We start from the raw sequence: 22,815 nt of genomic DNA, 5'->3' as shown, positions 1-22,815 counted from the left end.
CACATGTTTGACCATCTGGCAGTTATTTCTGGTGATTGGGTGACTGATTTACTTATCTCCGTCACGCTAATTCTTTTTATATTTTTCAGTGTCAGAGAGTATGTGGCAACTTCACAGGCCAAAGCATTGTTATCGCAATTAGCTGAATTAAAATCAAACAGTGATTCTGGCAGAGTAAGTATATCTAATTTAGATAAATCAGTTTTGGTGTGGGTTACTGACCATCTTATTTACAAGTATTCGGATAATGAAATAGAAATTGAATCTAAAGATGGAATGTGGCTCAGCAAGTCTCCAGTGTCTCAATTACTTCCTTCATTTGATACTAACCGTCATAAACTGGTACCAGCGCTGCTAACCAGCATAGGTATCACAGGGACTTTTCTGGGGATCACTCTTGGATTAAGTCAATTTAGTATGGCTGGGGATTCTAAAGCCTTGCTAGCTTCTGCTGCTGAGCTATTAGAAGGAATGAAAACGGCATTTTACACGTCTTTGGCAGGCTTAAGTACTTCTGCACTGTTTATGTCGGTAATGAAGTATTCATCAAGTGTTTTAGTAAGCGCGCAGCAAAATTTTCTCCAACGAATGGCGACACAATATTTTGAAGCAAGTCCAGTCTATTACCTAAAGTCGATGTCTAATGACAGCCAGCAAGAATTAATGGATGTTCAAATCCGTTCGGCACAGGCAATGGAATCAATTGGACTAGAGATGAAAGAGGCTACGGCTAGTTTGTCTGATTTTAGCGACTCTTTTAACAGTGACAAATTAGCTGCACAGATATCAGACTCTTTCAGTGTATCCATAGAAAAATCGATGACGCCTGTTCTCGAATCTATTCAAACTGAACTCGAAACGCTTCGTGAAATTAAAGAGCAATCTCAAAAGGAACTGGTTCAGCTATTGATTGCAGATATGCGTGATCAGCTTATCAACCCGTTGACGCTAGAATTAGATAAAACAAGTTCCGCCGTAATGACCAGTAATGAAATTGCAGTACAGTTGAACTCCAATCTTGAGCGGGTAGTAACTAGTACGTCAGAAACAGTTGCGACCATTAACGAATTCCAAAAGGAAACAATGTTAAAACTGCAGTCATTTGCAGTATCCCTCAAAGATATTCTCAGTAGTTTCAAAGAAGATACCCAGGGCGCAATGTCTACAATTGCAGCAGAAGTGAACAGCATGCTGCAGACTGCTTCATCGGGTATGGATGCTCAGCGACAAGCTTTTGAGCTTAGTGCACAGCGTGCATCCACAGCGTTTGAAGGTATGAAAGACTCTTTGGAAGATGCTCTCGATGTTCGACAACAATCCGAGCAAAAGATGTTTACCGAAGTTACCAACCGCATAGATAAATTGCTTGAGCAGATTTACCACGCATTTGAAGATCAAACGAAAGTGATAAAGCAAACTGGTGAATCTGCCTCTAGTTTGTTGCGTCAGGCTCAGACTGACTTCGAAATTTCTGTTCAGCAGCGCCGCGATGAAGAATCTGCACTATTTAGCCAAATGCAATCACGAATTAGCGATTTAGTTGATAGCTCGCAGGCGGTATTTAAGGAGCAGGCAAATTCAATTAAACAAATCGGTATTGATGCATCAGATGTGATGGCGTCAGCGAAAACCGAATTACAACAAGGTCTGGGTGATATCGACACTAAGGTCAAGAGCATGTCAGACACTGTGCAGCGGGAACTAGAAGCATTCCGACTGCAATATCAGCAAAATTTAACCGCCTATTTTGAAGAACAAAATAACCTGTTAGACAACAGTCTGAGTAAACAGCGTAATGGCCTCAACGAAGTTGTTGATAACTTCCGTAATGTTTTTGAAAGTGAATATAAAGCCCGCCATACATTGCTTCAAGAATTAACCGCTCAATACCAGAAGCTGGAGGCTTCAGCTGCTACCTTGGAGCGAGTTGCTAAAGCGATTGGTCTAAATGATGCCGCTAAAATGGCTGAGCTTCAGGATGCGGCAACTACCATGGGGCGAGAAATTGCCATGCTTAAAAAAGAGTATGCAGCAGCATCCAAGACATTTATTGATATCACCGAAAATCTGCCTAAGGCAATGGATGAGTACTTTAGTCGTGCCAACGAAAGCTTTGAAACTTTCTTTAATGATTTCGACACATCCGCTAGTAAAATCCATAACAAATTGTCCCAAGCGGCTGGATATTTGGTCAATGCACAGGTTCAACGCCGAGAGTTTGAAGCCAATGAGGTAAATGCCTGATGCGTGGATTTAAAAGCACGCCTCATTCAGGCGAAGCAGAAGAATCGGGCGTATGGCTTTCTGTTGGTGACCTGATGTCAGTTTTGTTGATGATTTTTGCTCTTTTGCTTATTAGTGCAATGGTGCAAATCTCTGAAGTTTATGAAGAGAGCAAAAATACTCGGGTTGTCATTATTAAAGGTATAAATGATGCACTCAATGCTGCTGGCATTGAGGTTCAAGCCGATCCTAACACTGGTGATATTTCAATCACTGACTCAATCTTATTCGGGCAAAATGACTACACGTTAAGTGCAAGCGGGAAGACATTTTTACAAACATTTATACCCATTTATGCAGATGTTATTTTTCAATCCGATGCAACTGCGGAAGAGGTAACCCGAGTGGTAATTGAAGGGCACTCTAGTTCCGAAGGCGTATTTAATCGCAATATGCAACTGAGTGTCCTACGTGCGAATAGTGTTATTGCGTTTATTAATGACATGCAATTTCAAAATAAATTAGCGTTCTTTAATAAAGTTATGATCTCAGGTCGTGGTTCCCTAGAGGCAGACCAACAGATTGCGAGCGCTGCAGATCGTAAAGTTAAGTTTCGTTTCCAATTTAAAGCTGATGAATTCCTAGGGAATTTTAAAGAGGTACAGCAAATTGGCCCTTAACCGTTATTCCTTTACTCTGCCAAATTTACCTCGAAGTAACCGACTAGACAGACTGGTATTTGATGATTGGTATGATATGGGGCTTTTTGACGAGCAGTTGCCAAGTTTCCCGCCGAAGACCCTTGAACAGATTGTTGTATTAGTGCTGGCTAACCGCAGTCAAGAGATCCATATTTTCGAATGGCTTGATGTGTTAGAAAATCAGTCCCAGTGGGATGATTTATCGGATGAAAGGCTTGAAAGAGCATGCATCGCAGTTTGGAGCGGCATTGCATGCAACCAAATCTTAGGCGATGTAGCCCTGTTCAAAATTGGTCTCGCATTAGATGGAAAAACAACTAATATTGCCAGTCAGATAATTGATTCAATGGAGATTGCTAGGAGCGTTCCTCAACTTGATGACTTGCTAAAATACAAAATTGATTGGTTGTTATTATTACAGAGGCAAGATTTTTATCAGTTAGCCCAATACTGTTATAAGTTAAACCGAACTATTTCTGGTGCCGTAAAGTGGCTAAGACTGCCGCAGATGAATAGTTACGAAACTCAACTGTTAAGCCATCTTTGCTCTGTATCTGTTCAGCAACAGGATGATAAAAGTGATCAATGGTTTGCTGCTAATTTCTTGGCTTTACAAGCTACTAGTCACCGCATCGAAATCTTAGATCAATACATCAAAACCTTTGGCAAAGTTAGCTTTGGAAAACGATGTGGGAAACTTATCGAACAACATTGTTTTCCTGAACAAACCAACAGCTACTGGGGACGATTATCGATATCATCACAAGCCTTGTTGAAGACTCGATTCAAACTCTCCAATTATTATAATTTGTCTTCAATTTCATCTGTGTTGTGCTCTGAAGAAGCTGGGAATGTGCTTGGATTCCTTGAAGATGAAAGAAGGCAAATACGGAGTCGTAGTAAGTTCTGGTCTAATTATTCATCAAGGTTTAATAGGGTAAGGGTATTACTTCCTGAGCAAACCTTTAAATTTGTGAGCGAAATGAACAACGCTCTTCCTATCTTCATAAATCAAATTAAACAGATGGATAGGACCGAGTCTGAAATTTTTGTTTTTGAACTAGAGAAAATCATTGCTGTTGAATTTTTAAGAGGGGGAATGGCTGAAACTCGTTTCTTTAATCGTAACGATTGGAACAGTCAAAGACTGTTTGAAAGTGCAGAGTTAAATGGTGAAGATATTAGGGCAATGTCCCAACTAGAAGTTCATGATCATCTTGTAGGTTGGCAGCATTTTTGTGAAAAGCTTCTGAGAACCAAATTTAATTTACTCCCCAATGATGGACTAACTAAATTTAGGGGCCTACCACCTGAGGCGAATGGTTTTAGTTCTGCAGTTGGTTTACCTAAGCCACCAGCAAATATGTTAATGGAAAGACAGAAAAGCTTGGAATCATGGGTTGAGCGTTTCTGGTCTGTAGAGTTACAGACAGGTAAATTTGGCTACGAGCAAAAAAAACATACTCAGAGTCAGACTTATATGGCCAAAGCATTTGTAGCCAAGCAAATGGGGGAACAACTCGAGTTTGAAAAGAATATAAAGTTGGCCGCAGAACATGGAAATTCTGAAGCTATGTGGCAGTTAGGAAAATTATTATTGCTAGACACTCGAAGTGATAGTAGGACTAAGAAATTAGGGGAAGAGTGGATTGCTAAGTCTGCGGGATTAGAACATCCAGATGCGCTGGCTACCTGTAAACGATACGGTTTTAAACCGATTTTGAATCAACAATTTAGCCGTTCCGTAATTGCAGAAGATTCATCCTTAAAATCTGCTCAATGTGTTGAATTACTCAAAGGAATAAGGGAGTTTGACCAGAAAAAAGGTATCGAACTAGCGAACAATTTAGCAGTGATTCATGGAGACAATAAACAAATGCATACTGCTTTGCTTGGTTTGGCTTCTCGTACAAAAAGCGTTGAAATAAGGAAGCAAGTTGCTGAAGTTGTTAAACGACTAAATAATGATGAATTGATATGGCAGCTTGCCGGTGAATTTTCCTTAGGGAAAGATACGGAACAAGAAGAAGCGATACGAATGCTATCCGAACTCTATAAAAAAGGTGTTAGGGATACAAAGTTAGAAATAAGAAAAATAGTCAATTTCGCTAAAGACTATCGACGAAAAAAAGTGCAATTTTTCGGATTAGAGGAATTAACAAAATTTGGTGATGTTGATGCTCCCTATGAGTTGTATTTATTAGTTCGAGAAGGGAATGACAAGGATTCGAAACAGCTGGCAGATCGATTGTTAATGCTTGCCGAAAAAAGGGGCAATAAAGAAGCTAAGGCTGCTCTGAATTAAAGATTACCAGTTCTTATCATCACAGATTGTAATACTAGAAGTAGCCTCTTTAATCAGACCCGAGTAAACTCATGGCCTAAGCAATTCAAACACGGAACGTTATGAAAAACATTCTCTTAGCAACAATAGGGGCCAGTCCTCAGGTACTCACGGAAACCCTGTACGCTATCCACCAAAGCGGTAAGCCGTTTCCGGATGAAGTGTTTGTCATTACCACACTTTCAGCCAAGTTGTTGCTGATGAATGGTCTGTTTCGTGATGGTCATCTGCAGGTGCTTAAAGAGGAATACCAGCTCCCCGAGTTTCGTTTCGATGAGTCCCACATCTGGTTGATTGAAGATGAAGCCGGCAATCAGGTTGATGATGCTAAATCCGTCGACGACCAAAGTCACATGGCAGACTTCATCACCAAGGCACTCTTCCGGTTAACAAGCGATCCCGACATAGCGCTTCATACCTCACTCGCGGGTGGACGCAAGACCATGGCATTTTACACCGGTTACGCCATGTCCTTACTTGGGCGAGAGCAGGACACCCTAAGTCACGTTTTTGTTGACGATGACTATGAGTTTGTGCGTGATTTTTGGTTTCCAACCAAGTCAGCCAAATGGGTTACCGGCAAGAATGGTCAGGGCGAGGTGGATGTAAGTAAAGCCCAAGTTACTTTGGCAGAAATTCCGTTTGTAAGAATGCGGCATTCCATCGACCCTAACCTGCTGGCCTCGATGGAAAATCTCTCTTTCAGTCAAACAGTGGCATTGCTTAACGCTGGGCAAGACCAAACCTTGTCGGTCAAAATCAATCCCAAGGCCAAAACTCTCGAGACCCTAGGCGTTGAGATTAAGCTCACCGCAAAGGAATTGGCCTTTTATCTTTGGCTTTATCACAAAGGTGAAACAGGGCTGCTGGTAGATAGATATTTTGATGAGAACCCTGCACACAGTCTGGGCTTTCTGAGTCTGTTTGCCACTATGTCACAGGACCCGAGAGTATTTGAGAGTTTCGGGACAACCCCTGAGGATTTTAAAGAACAAAATCTTCATCAATTAACAGGGATGGAGAAGTCTTTTCTTCAGCCCGTCTGCAGCCAGATAAATCACAAGCTTAAAAAAGTACTGCCGGCGGCAACTGCAGATAAGTTGATCGTGATGTCATTGTCAGAAAAAGCTGGGCAAAGGTATCGCGTGGCACTTTGCACTTACGGTTCGCTCTATGATGCGGCGCTATTTTGATTATTTGAAACGAATAAAAAAGTCAAAAAATAGAGATGATATGATCACATTCAGACACTGTATTGAGGCCATTTTGTCCTCAAGGAATTTAGACAAAGTAACGGGTCAACCGCTGTATAGCTATAAGCTTAGCGATAATGAGTTTGAGTTGTTGAAACTGTCACTGGTAGATAGCTTGCGTAGCAATAGCATCTCTAGTTTCGTTCCGACTGCTATGAGTTCTGAGTGGGCGGGCGCCTTTGTTTTATTTGCATCTGAGTGGTGGCGTCGAAAGTTTTCTGGTGGGCACTGGAGTTGGGAGCCTGTTTTTGGTGCTTTAGGTATTCATGAGTCTGAGCTTTCTCCAGCGCAGCGAAGTCGTATGGTGGCTTCTGGTTGCCGCTATTGGTGCAGACCGATACTAATGAACGCGCAAGGTCATATGTTTTTGGGGACAATAGCCGTTGAAGGTGGGTTGCCACTGCAACTAGTGAAAGATCCGAACAGTAAACTTGCTTATTACTTCGAGCAGGTGATCCAAGACTTTGGGAAGTACGCAATATTGACGCCTGATTCATTGGCGATAGCCAAAGCGCACGATTATCACATAGCGGCTTCATTTAGAAATGACTCGGTTTACTCCGTTGTTGGTAAGATCGCAGAAGCAATTTTTTGTTTGGCAGATCAACATGACTTGGGTAATCAGGAAGAACCTTTAATTTATCTCGATGCCGTTGAGCCAAACTGGGTAGATAGGTTACCACTCAACTTAGAGCATAGCGTCGCTAAAAGTCTACTGGATAGAGCACTAGGCAAAGCGATTGTCGTTCAGCGTAAAATACCGGAAACGATTCGTTTACTTCGCTCATTGAAACCACTTCATAACAAGCATGCCTTCACAGTTGATGATATTTGCGAGGTTCAAGTTAGCTACGCTTGCTCGTTAGAGCTGACGTTGCGCTCTCGCGTCAACACACTTTATATTCAGCAGCTATTCAACATGGCGAGTTTACCTGAGCGTTTTAGTCTTTTCGCAGTGGGTAAAAAGCCACTTCTTGTGGCTAAGGCCTTTAGGCCCAAAAATGCCCCAGATAGATACCTCGTCGATGTTCTAGAGAGTCAGTTGCCTGCAGATTGGTTTAGCTGCGAAATAAAGCTGATGGCAAAAGACGGTCATGGTGAGATTTGGAGTGCGCCATTGATTGGTGGGAGTTCGGCGTCCGATGAAGAGCCTTGGGTGTTCATTGAAAAAGAAGATCAATGGTTTTTTGCGGGAGCTGGTGACGTTATTTGCGAAGCAAGCAAGGCAATTGTTGTGGCCCGACAAGGTTCTTTTGCTGAAAGGGATTCGGAACAATGCCATCCGTTCGTCAGCTTAGAGACGGAAGAGAATCGAGAACTAACTGTGCTTCAAGGTGCTGGTCAATATAATGTTGATTCTTATCTCGTAGTACTCGGTGGTGAAAAGCAGCAGTCAAAAGAATATGTATGGCAAGGCGAAGTTTTACCATTTCAAACGACCCCGCAAAAGAGCTTTGTCGGCACACCAAAACTTGTTGAACTCAATGAACAAGGAGTACGAACTCCGATACAGGAAAGTTCGGTCCAATGGTACGATAGAAACAAACAGCAGTGGGCTCCGTTTAGCTCCCTCCCGTCGGGGCAAAGTGAGGTTCAATACTCGAATCAGTTTGGTGTTAAAAAACACTTTAGAATTGCTAGTGTGCCGCGTGACTTTAAAGTTAATTTACTTCCCACTGCAGACGTCGGCAAAGGTCAAATAAAATTATCGGCTTCTAGTGCTCCATTGGTGTCATTGGCGCAAGTGAACCAAGATCAAGTCGAAATGAAGGTCTTCCCAACTGAGCGAGAGGTAGTTCTTGAGCTTAGTGCCACAAATAGTTATCCACCAGCGTATATCGACCTCGAAATTTGGTGGCAGGATAAGCCCAAATCCTTAGAGATCAGAATACCTTTCCCAAGTAAAGGTGTGTGCTTACTCGATAGTAAGCAACAGAAGGTTAATAACCTCGGTGAGATCTTGGTTGATCATTTGAGCAGCTATGAGCTGTATGGTTGTGGATTGGAAGGTGAGATAGAGGTACTGTTTTCGTTGAAGGCAAAAGATATTAGAGGTGCCTTCGCGCGATCAGCTTTCTATAAAACCGTTCTGTCTTCAGTCGATGATATATCTACTGGTCTATCACTTTCGGCGTTTCGTTCTAATATCCTGTCTTTATTTGCACTTTCGACAAGTTTAGATGCAAAGGTAAAAATGGAAATCATGCACCATGGGCACGAATTATTCGCAGTCGATCTCGCAATGTATCAACTCTCACTCACTCCCGAACGCTCTCGGGATCAAGTGGTACTGAGCTCGGAGGCGAACTCATATCTCGACAATGTTGCAGCGATAAACTTGTTTGCTGTGCCCTTAGGGCAACCAGACCAGACGCCAATCCCATTACGATTAGAGTCGATAGACGATTCAAGTAACTATTGTTGGCATATGCCCGATGAAGAATTGGACCCTGGCGCATGGTTAGTTTATTGCGATGAGCCAAAGTTTGGTATTCGACCACTAATGTGGACTAAAGACTTACAACTTCTTCCAGACCCTAAAGGGGCGTTTGAAGCAGCCGCTGGAATAGGCCGTAGCACAGACCGTATTCGAGCTTTTAGCGATGCAGCGAAAGAGTTAGCCACCGACTTTGCATCGCTCGAATGGAAATATGTACGGTCATTATTAGCGTTTAACCATGTACCACTAACTACCTTTGACTTATGGCGTGGGGCGTCTCAACAGCCAGAGTTTATGCTGGCATTGCTACTGCAGGCAAATAAGTCAGAAATCGAAGCGATATGGCAGATGGATACTAAGTTTCCCTTGTTGTGGACTTCACTCAATATTCATCAGTCTATAAAAGTGGTTCGCGCCTATTACGAGTATTTATTGGAAAAACTAGGTGGCGAGGGGATGGAAGAGCTGGTGCAAGATAGAATTATGAAAAAGCTCTCTGAGATCGAGTCTTTTTTTCCAAGTCTTTCATCGCTCGTTGTGTTAATGAAAGTCAAAATTGGCCTCAACTTGGAGAAGCCGTGCGTAACAGTTGTCGACTATACAAAACAGTTGCGAGACATACGTGGCCAGCTAGCACAGCGAAAATGTGAAAATGACTGGCCATGTCATAATGCGGATGAAGTGTTTAAGGATGTGATAAGGAGAGTGCACAGACAAATCGTTGATATCAGTCTCGTACTTGATTGCTCATTTAAGAACAATATGATGAATGCTCCTATTCTGTTAGCCCTGGCGACAGCAGGGCAAGCCAATCTACGAATGACTGCTGAGGTGGTTCACGCGATGCGCGAGTATAGTAGGTTTGATGAAACCTACTTCGATGAAGCGTTCAATCTGACACAGAAATTAATTATTGGCTTGCTCGAAGTCTAGTTTGGAGACTAATTTAATGGAATATTTTGAATCTATTATTGATCAGCTAACGAAGCGTGCTGCGCGAGCAACACTTGGACAATTTGGACTGCGATCTAAACCACTGAGAGAGTTTCTTTGGAGTGCTTTCAGTAAACCACCTGGTCAAGATGGTGCTTTTCTTGGTGATCCAGTATTTGAAGCAACTTTCGGTTGGAAACACCACACCGAACCTATGACAGCATTATCAGGCGGACGATTAGAGACTCGTCTGGTTGATGCGATGGAAAACCCTCCCAAAGAGCTTCGCGATGACTATAAGTTCGATAGTAGTTTGCGCCCTTATGCACATCAATATGAGGCTTGGGAACATCTCTTTCAATCAGAACCTCGCTCAGTGATCGTGAGTAGTGGTACGGGCTCAGGTAAGACCGAGTGTTTCCTTGTTCCAATCCTCAATGACATTGTAAAGCGTCAAAGTAAATCAAATGGTGTTGAGGCGCTATTTTTATATCCTCTAAACGCACTAATTAACAGCCAGCGCGATAGACTTGCTGCTTGGACACACGAGCTTGGAGCTGAGGTAAAGTTCTGTTTGTACAATGGTGAGACCAAAGAAATCGTGCCTGCAGCGAAACAGCGTGCACACCCGAATCAGCAGCTTTCTAGAAAGGCATTACGAGACGAGCCAGGACAGATCTTAGTCACCAATGCGACAATGTTGGAATACATGTTGGTTCGACAAAAAGATGAACCAATCTTAGCTAAGTCCAAAGGAAAGCTGCGATGGATTGTTTTGGATGAGGCACACACTTACATTGGTTCTCAAGCAGCTGAATTATCTTTACTTCTTCGAAGAGTAATGCATGGTTTTGATGTCACACCGGATCGAGTTCGATTTGTAGCCACGTCGGCGACCATTGGTGGAAAAAACTCGGACACCGATCTAAAGGCTTTTTTGGCGGATGTGGCTGGCGTCGATATTTCTCAAGTTTATCTGGTGAAAGGTCATCGCGAAGTCTCACCTCTTTCAGAGTTTGAGTCGCCTTATGCAATGGACTTGAAAGCAATAAGTACCATTACCAGTATGAGTGATCGATATAAGGCGCTAGAGTCGATCATGCCGCTTCGCATTCTTCGCCAATCCTTAAGTACCGATGACAACCGTTTGTCGCTCCTTCAAATAAGAAAGCTCCTTTCAGCAACAGACGAACTGCTCAGTGAAGAAATGACGCTCAAATGGTTAGACGTATGTGCATCGACAAAAGATTCCAGCGGGATGGCGTTTATTCCATTTCGTATGCACCTTTTTCATAGAGTCTCAGGGGGCCTTTGGGCATGTTCAAACCCTAGCTGTTCTGCAAAATCGAACACGCCTCTCGACAGCATCGAGTGGCGTTTTGGAATGGTCTATATGTCACGTAGAGAAAAGTGTTCGTGCGGTTCTCCTGTGTTTGAAATGACAGGTTGTAACGGCTGCGGAACAAGTCTTCTTCTTGCAGAGGAAAGTATCTCTAAAGAGTCTGGTGATACCGTTCTAAGCTTGACCAAACCTGAGTCCAGTGTTGACGATTTCTCCTTGGATATTGAGTCAGACGATATCGATATGTTTGAAGATATTGAGGCTGATGATAGCGAGGTGCACACTAGGCTGTGTATTCTGGCTGAGCAACCATGGGATGAGACGGGTTCTTATTGGCTGAACAATGATCGAGTATTGAAAAGTGCGAGCTTCAAAGAGGCATATTTGGTCAATAAAGTTGAAGGCTATGAGAAGTCCAAAGGCAGTTGCTTGGGGTTGCGATGCCCTTGCTGTCAACACACTAAGATCCAGAACTTTGATTTTTACCGCCATTTCCGCAATGGAGCGCCCTTCATGTTATCGACGGTAATCCCTACCTTGTTAGAGTTTTGCCAAGATGGGAAGAAGGAGCAACTCAAGGGACCATGGAACGGTCGTCGGATGATTACTTTTACAGATAGTCGACAAGGTACAGCACGCTTTGCTGCTAAATCACAACAAGATGCTGAACGACAGTTCTTACGCGCTGCTCTCTTTCATTTAGTAACGGACAGAACACTCAAGAGTGGTAATTTAACCCCTGAGCAACACGCAGATCTTGAGAAATACAAAGCTCGATTGGATACGTTCAAAGAGTTAGGTGATGATGACATGGTCGAAATCATCGAGGAGAAAATTGCATCGTTAGCGAGCGCTGGTGATGTGTCTATCCCCTGGTCTGATGTTGAGCATGAGTTAGCTAAAGAGAGGGAGCTTCAGTATTGGATTAAAGACTCTTATCAGCGGTTTGATGAGCAAATGAGTATGGTTAAGGACCCGCTATTGCTTGCGAGATTGCTACTATTAAGAGAGTTTAATAGCCGACCCAAGCGCCAAAACACCTTGGAGACATTAGGGCTCATTCGATTGGAGTTTCCTTCCATCAAAGATAAAGGGAATACAGCTCCCTTAGAGTGGAAGCGACTAAACTCTACGGTCGATGAAGCTCAAAAATCATGGGTCGACTTTCTGACACTTTGCCTCAACTTCCATGTGCGAGCTAACAAAGCAATTTCTCTTAGTGAAGAGCAGCAGCGTTGGATTGGCGCCAAGTTTTCTCCAGGATTGATTATAGCGCCTGATAACGACACTCAATACCGCAACATTCAAAGTTGGCCACAAGTTAGAGGTGGTAGTGTACAACCACGACTCGTGAAGTTGTTGGTTACTGCGTTTAATCTGAACCTCGACGAGAAAGAGGACAGGGTAAGCATTAACATCATTCTGCAAGAGGCATGGAAAGTATTGCAACGTCATGTCCTCTCGGCCAGTGGAGATGGTTATCGACTCGAACTCGAGAAACAGGTCAGCTTTAGCCTGACAAAAGACAAGTGGCAGTGTCCGCATACACAAAAGATTATTGATACGCCTTTGCAGGAGGTGTCCCCGTATCTCAATGTTAAGGGAGCGCGACAAGATCAGCTTTGCCGCCTTCTACCATCGCCATCCTACCCATATCCCTATGGGCGAAACGTTGAAGATGGATCTCAGATAACTTTAGAACAGGTGAGGGGTTGGCAAGAAAGCGATGAGGTGACGTTCCTGCGTCGTGAGAATGCTTGGTCTGATATTTCAGACAGAATTGTTGAACGAACGCCATATTTCAGGGTTGCAGAGCACTCTGCACAGCTACCGGCGAGTTTACTGAGAGATTACGAGGAGAAGTTCAAAGCTGGGGTTATTAATGTTCTTAGCTGTTCCACTACGATGGAAATGGGTGTAGACATTGGTGGTATTTCGGTTGTTGCGATGAACAATGCGCCACCAAACCCTGCTAACTATCTGCAGCGAGCGGGTCGAGCAGGACGCCGTGGAGAGAGTCGCTCCGTAGCACTAACGCTCTGTAAGAATACTCCGCATGGAGAGCATATATTCGAGGAAACTCGTTGGGCTTTTGACACCCCTATCCATGTTCCCAATGTTTCGTTGTCGAGTGAGTATATCGTTAAGCGTCATATCAATGCGCTTTTGCTTTCTGTATTTCTGAGAAACCATCCTCTTAGTGACAACGCACTACGTTTGAGCTGCGGTAATTTCTTTGCTCCTCTCCATGAAAGCTGTCCAGCCCATGCAGAGGTGTTTGCAAGTTGGTGTCGAACAGATGCGTTGAATGAAATTAACGCAGGCCTAGAAACACTTCTTAAGCGTACAATATTGCAGGAAACTGCCAAACACCAGCTAGTCAGAGATGCAGCTTGTCAAATTGAAGATATTCTCAAGCGTTGGAAAAAAGAGCATGAGTTGTTGATAGAACAAAGTGAGACGATAAAGAGCGATAACAATAGGCTATCTACTGCTCAAGCCGCTGTAGAATCTCAAATCCAACGTTTGGAAGGGGAATATTTGCTTTCTGAGCTAGCTCGAAAAGGTTTTCTACCTGGTTATGGTTTTCCAACGGATGTTGTTTCACTTAACAATGACAATATTGAGTCTATCAATCGCCGCAAAAACGTAATTCAAGCAGCAAAACAGGCGAGGTCTGCTAAGGATAGCCAATTAGAGCATCGTATTGATAACTTGTATAGCGCCAGAGATTACCCATCGCGTGATCTGTCTGTTGCCATCAGGGACTACGCACCAGGAGCAGAAGTTGTATTGGACGGTCGCGTTTATCAATCTGGTGGCGTGATTCTTAATTGGCATAGCCCAGCATCTGCAGACCAAGTAAGTGAAATCCAATCGCTATTGTGGGCATGGCGTTGTAATCATTGTGGTTCGAGCGGTGTTGACAGGGCATTACCAACCAGTTGTAAAAGCTGTGATTCTGAGTTGAAGCCTAATACCTATCATCGTTTTATCGAGCCGGGTAGTTTTGCGATTGATATTCGTAATAAACCACACAACGATATCTCTAAATTGACCCATATCCCTTTTCAAGACCCGTGGGTGACAGTTGAGAAAAGCGATTGGGTAGAAATGAGTGTAAACCCAAGTGTTTTGTTTAAATCTAGCCATGATGGTCATGTCTATTACCACAGTACAGGTTTATCTAATCGTGGATACGCTCTTTGCCTAGAGTGTGGTCGAATGGAGCCCATGCCTGATGATGAGTCAGTAACTGCTCACAAGGTTCTTGAAAGACATACACGCCTTCGTGGAGGTAAAGGTGAACTAGAGCGTGAAAGCGAAGTCTTCTGTGGAGGCAATGAGCGTGATTTCGCAATAAAAGGACCAATCGAACTTGGCCACAGTACACACACTGATGTGTTTGAATTACTGCTATTCAATGCAGACGGTTCTGTTTTGAGTAATAGAACCATCGCTCGAACTATTTCTGTTCTGATTAGAAATGAGTTGGCAGAGAAGCTCGGGATTAACAGCGATGAGATTGGCTGTACTACAAAGCCAGTTAATTATGACAACCAAGAAGCCCAAGCAATCGTGCTCTATGACTCTGCGGCTGGTGGAGCTGGCTTCTCGATAAAAGCGTCTGAATACATTGTTGAGTTACTAGAGAAATCTAAGGGTAAAGCGGTCAGCTGCTCATGTGATAGGGCATGTCACCGTTGCTTGGTAGACTACTCTACTCAACACGCTTTGGATCTATTGGATAGACGAGCGGTGATTGGCTTTTTGGATAATGACTTTTTCAATCGAATGTTGTTACCAGCTGAATTCGAGATCTTCGAAAGTGGAAACCAAAGAGAGTTGAAACCATTGCGTGTCGCTATTGAACAGGCTATGGCGCATGCTGGCGTTCCTGTTCTGAATGTATACATTTCGAAGAAAGCACTGGTAGATTTTGAAAGTTGGCCATTAATTAACTCACTTTACGATTGGGCAAGAGAGCGTGCGCTAAATCTAGTGTTGTCAGAGAATGAGTTGCCTAACTTAGATATTTCAGAGCAAATTAGTTTGTCTTGGTTGTCGAGTCATCCAAAAATTTCCTTAAAGCAGACTCCAAGCCCATTGCCGGAAGGGCAAACTCTATTTGCTGAAGTTGTAGTAGGCGATATGGCTCAATGCTGGGGGATTGTGGATGGGTATGAGTCGCAACTGATAAAAGGCCTTAGAAAGGCTCCCCTTGTAACTGAATGCGTTCTCGAAGTGCTAAAAAACTCTGAAAAATTGGGAAGTGTATCCATTCACAAGGAGCTTGATGGACCAGCTGATAGGTTCGGAGCCTTGTTCTGGACAAGTGTGTTTACTTCATCAGAGCTTTTGATGAACAGAATGCAGCAGCACAAAATAACGGAAGTCATTTATCAAGACCGATATCTTGCAGCGCCTCTACCTATGGGGCTATGCCTTCGCACTATTGGTGCAATTCTTAGTCATTACGAAGGGTGTAGAGCCCGTATAGTCACCGGCGCGCTGAAAACTGAAGCTGAACTACAAAGAGAAAAGCGTTGGAAGAGTCAGGAAGAACAAAAAACAGTCCAAGATAATTGGCAAAGTGAAGAGGCGCGCCAACTAGTCCTAGATGAAGCAATTTACCAGTCTGGCTTTGATATTGAGTTAAATACTAAGGATAAATATTTGCTGCCTCATGCCAGAACTATGTCATTGGTTTTTGATGACGGAGTGACAGTGCAAATGTGGTTGGATCAAGGGTTTGGTTACTGGTGGGTAGATAAACACTCAAATGAGAATGAGCTCAAACCACATGACCAAATTGAGTATTTGGCTCGTGATTTATTAACTGCTGATTGGAAACTGCGAAGTGGGAAATGGGCGACAGCGATATTTTTCTCCGTAGAGTAACGGAGGTAAAAATGTCATATCAAATTAATTAACTGTATTAGTTCAGACTAGAACTGACACTTCATCTTGAAAAGATGAGAGTTACCCGTACTTAATCAAACCCAAAAGGTCACCCTCATGCTTCATACTTAAAATCCCATCATTAAACACAACGTTGTTGGTTGAGCGGTTTAATGTGAGTTGCTAAGGATTGCTTGCTTGGGGTCTTGCTAGGGTTTAGGAAAAGGTGTTTAAGGTTGGGGGGATGGTGCAAGCTTACGAGCTAGAACAAGTTATCGAGGAGGGCGAAGTTGCGGGGGATAGTGGCTTAGCTTCGGTTTGATAAATCGCAATATACAAATAGCCGTGACAGCCTAAGGTATCTGCTTCACAGATAAAACCAGCGTGCTCAATGGTGACGTGGCATGAAATTCACCAGTGAAGGTTCTGCGGGTTTAATAAGGTTTAAAGCAAGGGTAAAGGTGCTTATAAGCTGACCACCTTGAAGAACAACCGTTAAGCAACAATATGCAGCTTAGCAAAATCGATGATGAATGGTGTTTGTTAACCGCCACTGTTATTGATAGCTGGCAACTGCGTTGGTGGATTATGTCGCACGCTGTCAGTGTTGAAGTGTTGGAACCAACTGCTTTACGAGAAAACATGAAAAAGCAGTTTTCTGTGGCACTTGGGTATTACACTTTCGACATAATTAATAAAAGGATATGAAAATGAAAGGTATTATTGTATTAGACCAATTGGAGCTTTCTTCGGAAGGTGTGTTTGCTAACCAAGAAAAAATTGCTCTAAGACAGGGCGACATTGACGGTGCATGTGGGCCATATAGCATCTTAATGGGGTTAATTTACCATGGTGTCGTTACGCGTGCAGAAGTTACTAGCCCTGATAGAGTGGATGGAAGAACACGGCTAGGTAAGTTTTTGGATGGTCTGTGTATCTTTGACACAATGGTTAGAAAAGGTACGAAAATTGATGAATTGGAATGGCTTGTAGGCCATTTTAAATCTAGCCCTCAGGCTAAAGTCGATTTGCGAACATTAGAATCAGAATCGACAAGGGAACTTGCTTATGAGATTTCTGAATGTATCGATACAGATAATCCAGTAGTTGTTGGAATTGATTGGCAGGGTGGCGGTGCTCACTGGGCTTTAGTCGTGGGTTATGAGTATTTTGAAAACCAAGATGACACTCAAATCATAACGAAGTTGTACTTACTTGATCCTGGTTTTGAGGGGCCAACCACTACTTATTGGAATGCAGTAATTCAAGTGGCTGATAATACTGGCTCAATTATTAATTCGGGCCGATTCCCTAGTAATCATTGGTCTTCCAATGCAAACAAACCAACGCTTTGTAAAATATTTACAGGGTTAGCATTGGAACAAAACTAATAATTTCAAGTTTATTATCTTACATATATATCAGGCAACACATAAAAGATTAAGCGGAATGAAGCAGTAGAATAGCATTTGCAGCAAAGTAAGCGATTACCGAGCCTCAAATTGAACAACAATAAGCCACAACTCTGCATCACTATTGCGGAGTTAATGCTATTGCCGTTTTTTGTTAGACCGATCACAGGTTTGTTAATGTCCGACGAATCGAGCCAAGCCTATAAATAATTGTTTGAAATTTAAGCAGTTTAAAGAAGGCTAACTTTTGCTTTAAATCACAATTTCACACTCGATAGAAGTAGTCGCAGGGTAAACTAGTTGGTAATATTAGCCTACTTAAATTCGGTAGGCTGTATAACAATTCTCAGTTTGTTGTACTACCATGCGAGCATGCTAAGGATAGACCTTGACTCAATTAACATTGGAAAGTTTAACGCTTGCGCAGCGCGAGCGATTGGCTCACATTGATTTTGTATTGATGTTTAAAGGTGAGGCTCGTCGAACCGATCTCGTTGAACGATTCAATATTGCTCCTTCCGTAGCGACCCAAGATTTTGCCCGTTACAAAGAGATCGCCCGGCAAAATGTAATTTATGATGAAAAGCGTAAGCAACATCTTAAGGCCGCGTCTTTTATATCCCTTTTCGATTTTGATGTGATCAGAACGCTAGCCACCTTAAGCCAAGGCTTTGGTGATGGTTTTTCTGGCCAGCTAAAACCACCTCTTGCGTGTGAAGCGCCTTATCACTTAAACAAGCCGAGTCTATCGATAGTGGCGAAAGTTACCGAGGCCATACACAAAGGCAAAGCCTTGAGCATCACCTATGTGTCGTTATCGAGCGGTGAAACAACGCGTGAAATTGTACCGCATACGCTGGTGGACAATGGCCTGCGTTGGCATGTTCGAGCATTCGACCGTAAGCATGGCCAAAGCGGAGCGCCAAATGGGTTCCGTGACTTTGTATTGACCCGCATTAAAGCAGCGTTCGTGCTTGAAGATTCCACTTTGTCTGAAACGGAGCTCGAAACCCAAGATCGGCAATGGAACCGATTTGTAGAGCTTGAGTTAGTGCCGCATCCACGTATTGAGCACAGCGAAGCGATAGAGCTGGACTATGGCATGACGGGTGGCGTTTTAAAGGTTGAGATTAGAGCAGCAACCGCTGGGTATTTGCTTCGCCAATGGCATGTAGATTGTTCTACGGAACACTCATTAATGGGCTTTGAGTATCAGCTTTGGTTGCGTAACAGCCAGGCACTTTATGGTGTCACAAACTTAAAGCTAGCGCCGGGAAGAACAAGTTAATCGAACGATGTAGCGACCATTGAGACGTTACATAAAGAACAGAATTTTAAATTTATAGTGAAGCCGTTGCAGCAACCTAATGGGGTGCAACCAACACTGAACAGGAAAAGAAAATGGATCATAGTGTACATAACAAGCTCATCTCATTTATTTGGAACATTGCCGACGACTGTTTACGTGATGTGTACGTTCGCGGTAAGTACCGTGATGTGATTTTACCTATGGTGGTATTGCGACGTTTAGATACGTTACTAGAACCTACCAAAGAAGCCGTGCTTGAAGAGGTAAAGTTCCAAAAAGAAGAGATGCAAGCCACGGAGCTTGATGATGAACCGTTGAAGGCAGCCAGTGGTTATGTCTTTTACAATACATCTAAATGGACGCTGAAATCCCTATTCAACACCGCAACGAATAACCAACAGATATTACTCGCCAACTTTGAAGAGTACCTGCTTGGCTTTAGCGATAACGTTAAAGAAATCATTGAATGCTTTAACCTCAAGTCGCAAATTCGTCACATGGCCTCAAAGCAAGTCCTTCTTGATGTCGTCGAGAAATTTGTTTCCCCTTACATCAACCTCACTCATGAAACGGTCGAAGACCCAGATGGCAACAAGATGCCAGCCCTTACCAACCTGGGTATGGGTTACGTGTTCGAAGAGTTGATCCGCAAGTTCAACGAAGAAAACAACGAAGAAGCAGGCGAACACTTTACGCCACGTGAAGTGATTGAATTGATGACGCACATGGTGTTTGACCCAGTGAAAGAGCAGCTACCATTGACCATGACCGTTTACGACCCTGCGTGTGGTAGCGGTGGTATGCTCACTGAATCTCAAAACTTCATTGAAGAGAAATATCCAAACGATAGCCGAGATGTATATCTTTACGGCAAAGAGATCAACGACGAGACCTACGCGATTTGTAAATCGGACATGATGATCAAAGGTAACAACCCTGAGAACATCAAAGTAGGCTCAACCTTGTCTACCGACGAGTTTGCGGCTTCACGTTTTGACTTTATGTTGTCTAATCCGCCATACGGTAAGAGTTGGGCGTCTGAACAGAAGCACATTAAAGACGGCAGTGATGTGATCGACCCGCGTTTTAAGGTTAGCCTGAAAGACTATTGGGGAAATCTCGAAGTGGTAGATGCCACGCCACGTTCAAGTGATGGCCAGCTGCTCTTCTTAATGGAAATGGTCAACAAGATGAAAGATCCGAGCGTAAGTCCATTAGGCAGCCGGATTGCCTCTGTTCATAACGGCTCATCGCTCTTTACCGGTGATGCGGGCGGTGGCGAAAGTAACATTCGTCGCTTCATCATTGAAAACGACATGCTAGATGCCATCGTTCAGTTACCAAATAACCTGTTCTACAACACCGGTATTACCACTTACATTTGGGTGTTGAACAACAATAAACCCGAGGCACGCAAAGGAAGGGTGCAGCTGATTGATGCCAGCTTGCTATACCGTAAGTTGCGTAAGAACTTAGGTAACAAAAACTGCGAATTTGCGCCTGAGCACATCACGGAAATTACCGATACTTACCTCGCATGTGAGGATGTTGAAAGAGCGCTTGATGCAAATAATGATCCGATCGGCATTGCTAGCAAGGTGTTCAGCAATGACGATTTTGGCTACTACAAAGTCACTATCGAGCGCCCAGACCGCCGAAGAGCCAAGTTCACTCAAGACGCAATAGCTCCACTGCGCTTCGGTTCAGGTAGTGGGGATAAGCAGCTTAGTGAAGTGATGGAGTACGTGTACGCAGAGCACGGCGAACGTGTTTACGAAAAAACTGCCCCTGGCAATAACAAAGAGGGTACTGAAAAGAAAAAGAGCTTCTTAAAATCCATTGAGAAGGACATTCTTTCTTGGTGTGAAGATAACGACATCAGTCTCAATGCCAAGGCTAAGGCCAAACTGCTTGATGTGAAACACTGGCTGGCGCTTAAAGCATTGCTTGAAACGGCACAAACGCTGATGGGTGACATCGGTAGCATTGAATTTGATGACTTCAATAGCTTTAAAACCCAAGTTGATAAATCACTAAAAGCCCATGCTATTAAGCTTTCAGCATCTGAGAAAAATGCCATCCTGAACGCAGTGAGCTGGTATGACGAAACCGCCAAGAAAGTGGTTAAAAAGGTAGTTAAGTTAAGCGGTGAAAAATTAAACGACCTGCTGGAGCGCTATGAGTGTGAAGTCGCTGACCTGCCAGATTTTGGTTATTACCCCGTTCCTATCACAGAAGGCGGTAAAAAAGGCGAGTTCATCACTTACGAGACCAACTCAGACCTGCGTGACACAGAATCTGTTCCCATGTCAGGTGGTGAAAAGCAGCAAAGCATTTACCAGTACTTCCTAGACGAAGTAAAGCCTCATGTTGATGAAGCATGGATAAACTTAGATACGGTGAAAATTGGCTATGAAATTAGCTTCAATAAGTATTTCTACCGTCATAAACCGCTGCGTAGTTTAGACGAGGTCGCAACCGACATCATCAACCTAGAACAAAAAGCCGAAGGTCTTATTGCGCAAATCCTTGGAATAGAGAGTTTGGGTGTGAACGTGGCGGAAGTTCAGGGAGAAGCGTAATGACAAATTTATCGGGAATAAATTTGAACAGCAGCTCTGCCGTTGGTGCGAAGCGCGAGGGCATGGACAGCCCGAGTCATAGTTTAGCGTTGATGCCGAAGTATGAGGACTATGTAGATTCTGGGGTTGAATGGTTGGGTAAATTACCAAATCATTGGGATGCTATTAAAATGAAGTTTCTTTTCAAAGATACTTCGGTGAAAAACAAACCTAACGAAACTTTATTATCTGTTACGCAAAATCAAGGCGTAGTTCCAAGAGAGTGGGTAGAGAATAGAATGGTCATGCCATCGGGCAACCTTGATAGCTTCAAATTTATTGAAAAAGGTGACTTTGCGATAAGCTTGCGCTCTTTTGAAGGTGGTTTGGAATATTGCCATCATGACGGAATAATAAGTCCCGCATACACTGTGTTAAAAGCTAAGAGAGCTCATCTATTGGCTGGGTACTACAAATATCTCTTTAAAAGTCAGATCTTTATTTCAGAGTTGCAAACATCAATTGTAGGTATACGTGAAGGAAAGAACATAAGCTATGAGGCGTTGCAGTATTCACTTTTACCTATCCCAGCCGAAGAAGAGCAGTCCCTAATAGCAAATTTTCTAGACAAGAAAACCGCGCAAATCGACGACGCGATTGCGATCAAAGAGCAGCAAATTAGCCTGCTGAAAGAGCGTAAGCAGATCATCATCCAACAGGCGGTGACCCAAGGGCTTGATCCCAATGTGCCAATGAAAGATTCCGGTGTGGATTGGATTGGAAAGATTCCAGAACATTGGGAGGTTAAACAGTCTCGATTTCTATTTAGAGTTGTAAGAAGGTCAGATCGAAGAGGCGATGAAGTCAAGTATTCTGTAACACAGGCGCGAGGATTGGTGCCAACAGATGAAATGATTGAGAACTCAACACAAGCAGAGTCATTTGATTCCTTTCAGCTTTGCCATAAAGGCGATTTGGTTTTGAACAAATATAAAGCTCATTTAGGAGTATTTTGGAAAGCACCAGATAGAGGAATTATCACGAATAATTACACCGTTTTTTCTCCGCTATCAAATGTTTCAAGTAAATACTTTGAACTGTTATTTCATACACCAGTTTATGTCAGTATTTTTAGAACCCTAGTCTATGGTGTGACTGAGGGGATGAGTCCGTTATACACAAACGATTTTTACAATATGAGGTCAATTGTTCCCCCTTTTGACGAACAACTACAAATTGAGTCTTATGTAGCAGACGTTGAAAATAGATATTCAGAGGCATTCAGTTCACTACAAAACCAAATTTCGTCTTTTAAGGAATACAAAACCACACTGATCAACAGCGCCGTGACAGGAAAAATCAAGATCACCCCAGAAATGGTTGAGCAATAGGAAG

Annotated in this window: 12 protein-coding genes; 11 read left to right on the top strand and 1 reads right to left on the bottom strand. The window is 43.2% G+C overall.

The genetic code is table 11. The features are described from left to right. Positions 1 to 3 precede the first annotated feature (3 nt). The 6 genes from CF168_RS11640 (at position 4) to CF168_RS11615 (ending at position 16,138) form a co-directional block, all read left to right on the top strand. A complete protein-coding gene (locus CF168_RS11640; RefSeq protein WP_089067946.1) occupies positions 4 to 2,244 on the top strand; it encodes a hypothetical protein in 2,241 nt (746 codons plus the stop codon). Continuing rightward, positions 2,244 to 2,903: an OmpA family protein gene (locus tag CF168_RS11635; protein WP_089067945.1), complete on the top strand. Its 660-nt coding sequence runs from the start codon at positions 2,244 to 2,246 to the stop codon at positions 2,901 to 2,903. Before CF168_RS11640 ends, CF168_RS11635 begins: the two co-directional genes overlap by 1 nt. Continuing rightward, on the top strand, positions 2,893 to 5,229 hold the full coding sequence (locus CF168_RS11630; protein WP_157705955.1) for an EH signature domain-containing protein: 2,337 nt from the start codon (positions 2,893 to 2,895) through the stop codon (positions 5,227 to 5,229). The genes CF168_RS11635 and CF168_RS11630 overlap by 11 nt, the downstream gene beginning before the upstream one ends. Before the next feature lie 101 nt (positions 5,230 to 5,330). Beyond that, positions 5,331 to 6,461 carry a CRISPR-associated ring nuclease Csm6 gene (gene csm6 / locus CF168_RS11625; RefSeq protein ID WP_089067943.1) on the top strand — a complete coding sequence of 377 codons (1,131 nt, stop codon included), beginning with the start codon at positions 5,331 to 5,333 and terminating at the stop codon, positions 6,459 to 6,461. Continuing rightward, positions 6,442 to 9,894, top strand: a complete 3,453-nt coding sequence (locus CF168_RS11620) for an STY4851/ECs_5259 family protein (protein WP_206191641.1) — start codon at positions 6,442 to 6,444, stop codon at positions 9,892 to 9,894. The genes csm6 and CF168_RS11620 overlap by 20 nt, the downstream gene beginning before the upstream one ends. 16 nt (positions 9,895 to 9,910) lie before the next feature. Continuing rightward, the gene (locus CF168_RS11615) at positions 9,911 to 16,138 is read left to right on the top strand and encodes a DEAD/DEAH box helicase (RefSeq protein WP_089067942.1); all 6,228 of its coding nucleotides are present in this window, start codon (positions 9,911 to 9,913) and stop codon (positions 16,136 to 16,138) included. A 255-nt stretch (positions 16,139 to 16,393) separates the two neighbouring features. On the opposite strand, the gene CF168_RS22320 is transcribed toward CF168_RS11615, so the two are convergent. Further along, positions 16,394 to 16,513, bottom strand: a complete 120-nt coding sequence (locus tag CF168_RS22320; protein ID WP_240520096.1) for a type IV toxin-antitoxin system YeeU family antitoxin — start codon at positions 16,511 to 16,513, stop codon at positions 16,394 to 16,396. Between the two features lie 132 nt (positions 16,514 to 16,645). Between CF168_RS22320 and CF168_RS11610 the strand changes: the two genes are divergently transcribed. The 5 genes from CF168_RS11610 (at position 16,646) to CF168_RS11590 (ending at position 22,811) form a co-directional block, all read left to right on the top strand. Further along, a complete protein-coding gene (locus CF168_RS11610) occupies positions 16,646 to 16,846 on the top strand; it encodes a WYL domain-containing protein (protein WP_157705952.1) in 201 nt (66 codons plus the stop codon). Positions 16,847 to 16,848: 2 nt separating this feature from the next. Beyond that, a complete protein-coding gene (locus CF168_RS11605; protein ID WP_089067941.1) occupies positions 16,849 to 17,529 on the top strand; it encodes a hypothetical protein in 681 nt (226 codons plus the stop codon). 481 nt (positions 17,530 to 18,010) lie between these two features. Then, positions 18,011 to 18,838, top strand: a complete 828-nt coding sequence (locus CF168_RS11600; protein ID WP_430980742.1) for a WYL domain-containing protein — start codon at positions 18,011 to 18,013, stop codon at positions 18,836 to 18,838. A gap of 113 nt (positions 18,839 to 18,951) precedes the next feature. After that, positions 18,952 to 21,441 (top strand): type I restriction-modification system subunit M, encoded by a 2,490-nt coding sequence (locus CF168_RS11595; protein WP_089067939.1) that lies wholly within the window; start codon positions 18,952 to 18,954, stop codon positions 21,439 to 21,441. Further along, entirely contained in the window at positions 21,441 to 22,811 is a 1,371-nt protein-coding gene (locus CF168_RS11590; protein WP_197721445.1) for a restriction endonuclease subunit S, read from the top strand. The genes CF168_RS11595 and CF168_RS11590 overlap by 1 nt, the downstream gene beginning before the upstream one ends. Positions 22,812 to 22,815 lie beyond the last annotated feature (4 nt).

The sequence above is a fragment of the Shewanella bicestrii genome, assembly GCF_002216875.1.
GTDB lineage: Bacteria > Pseudomonadota > Gammaproteobacteria > Enterobacterales > Shewanellaceae > Shewanella > Shewanella seohaensis.
Note: the sequence above shows the minus strand (reverse complement) of the source record. Positions and strands in the feature narration are given on the sequence as shown.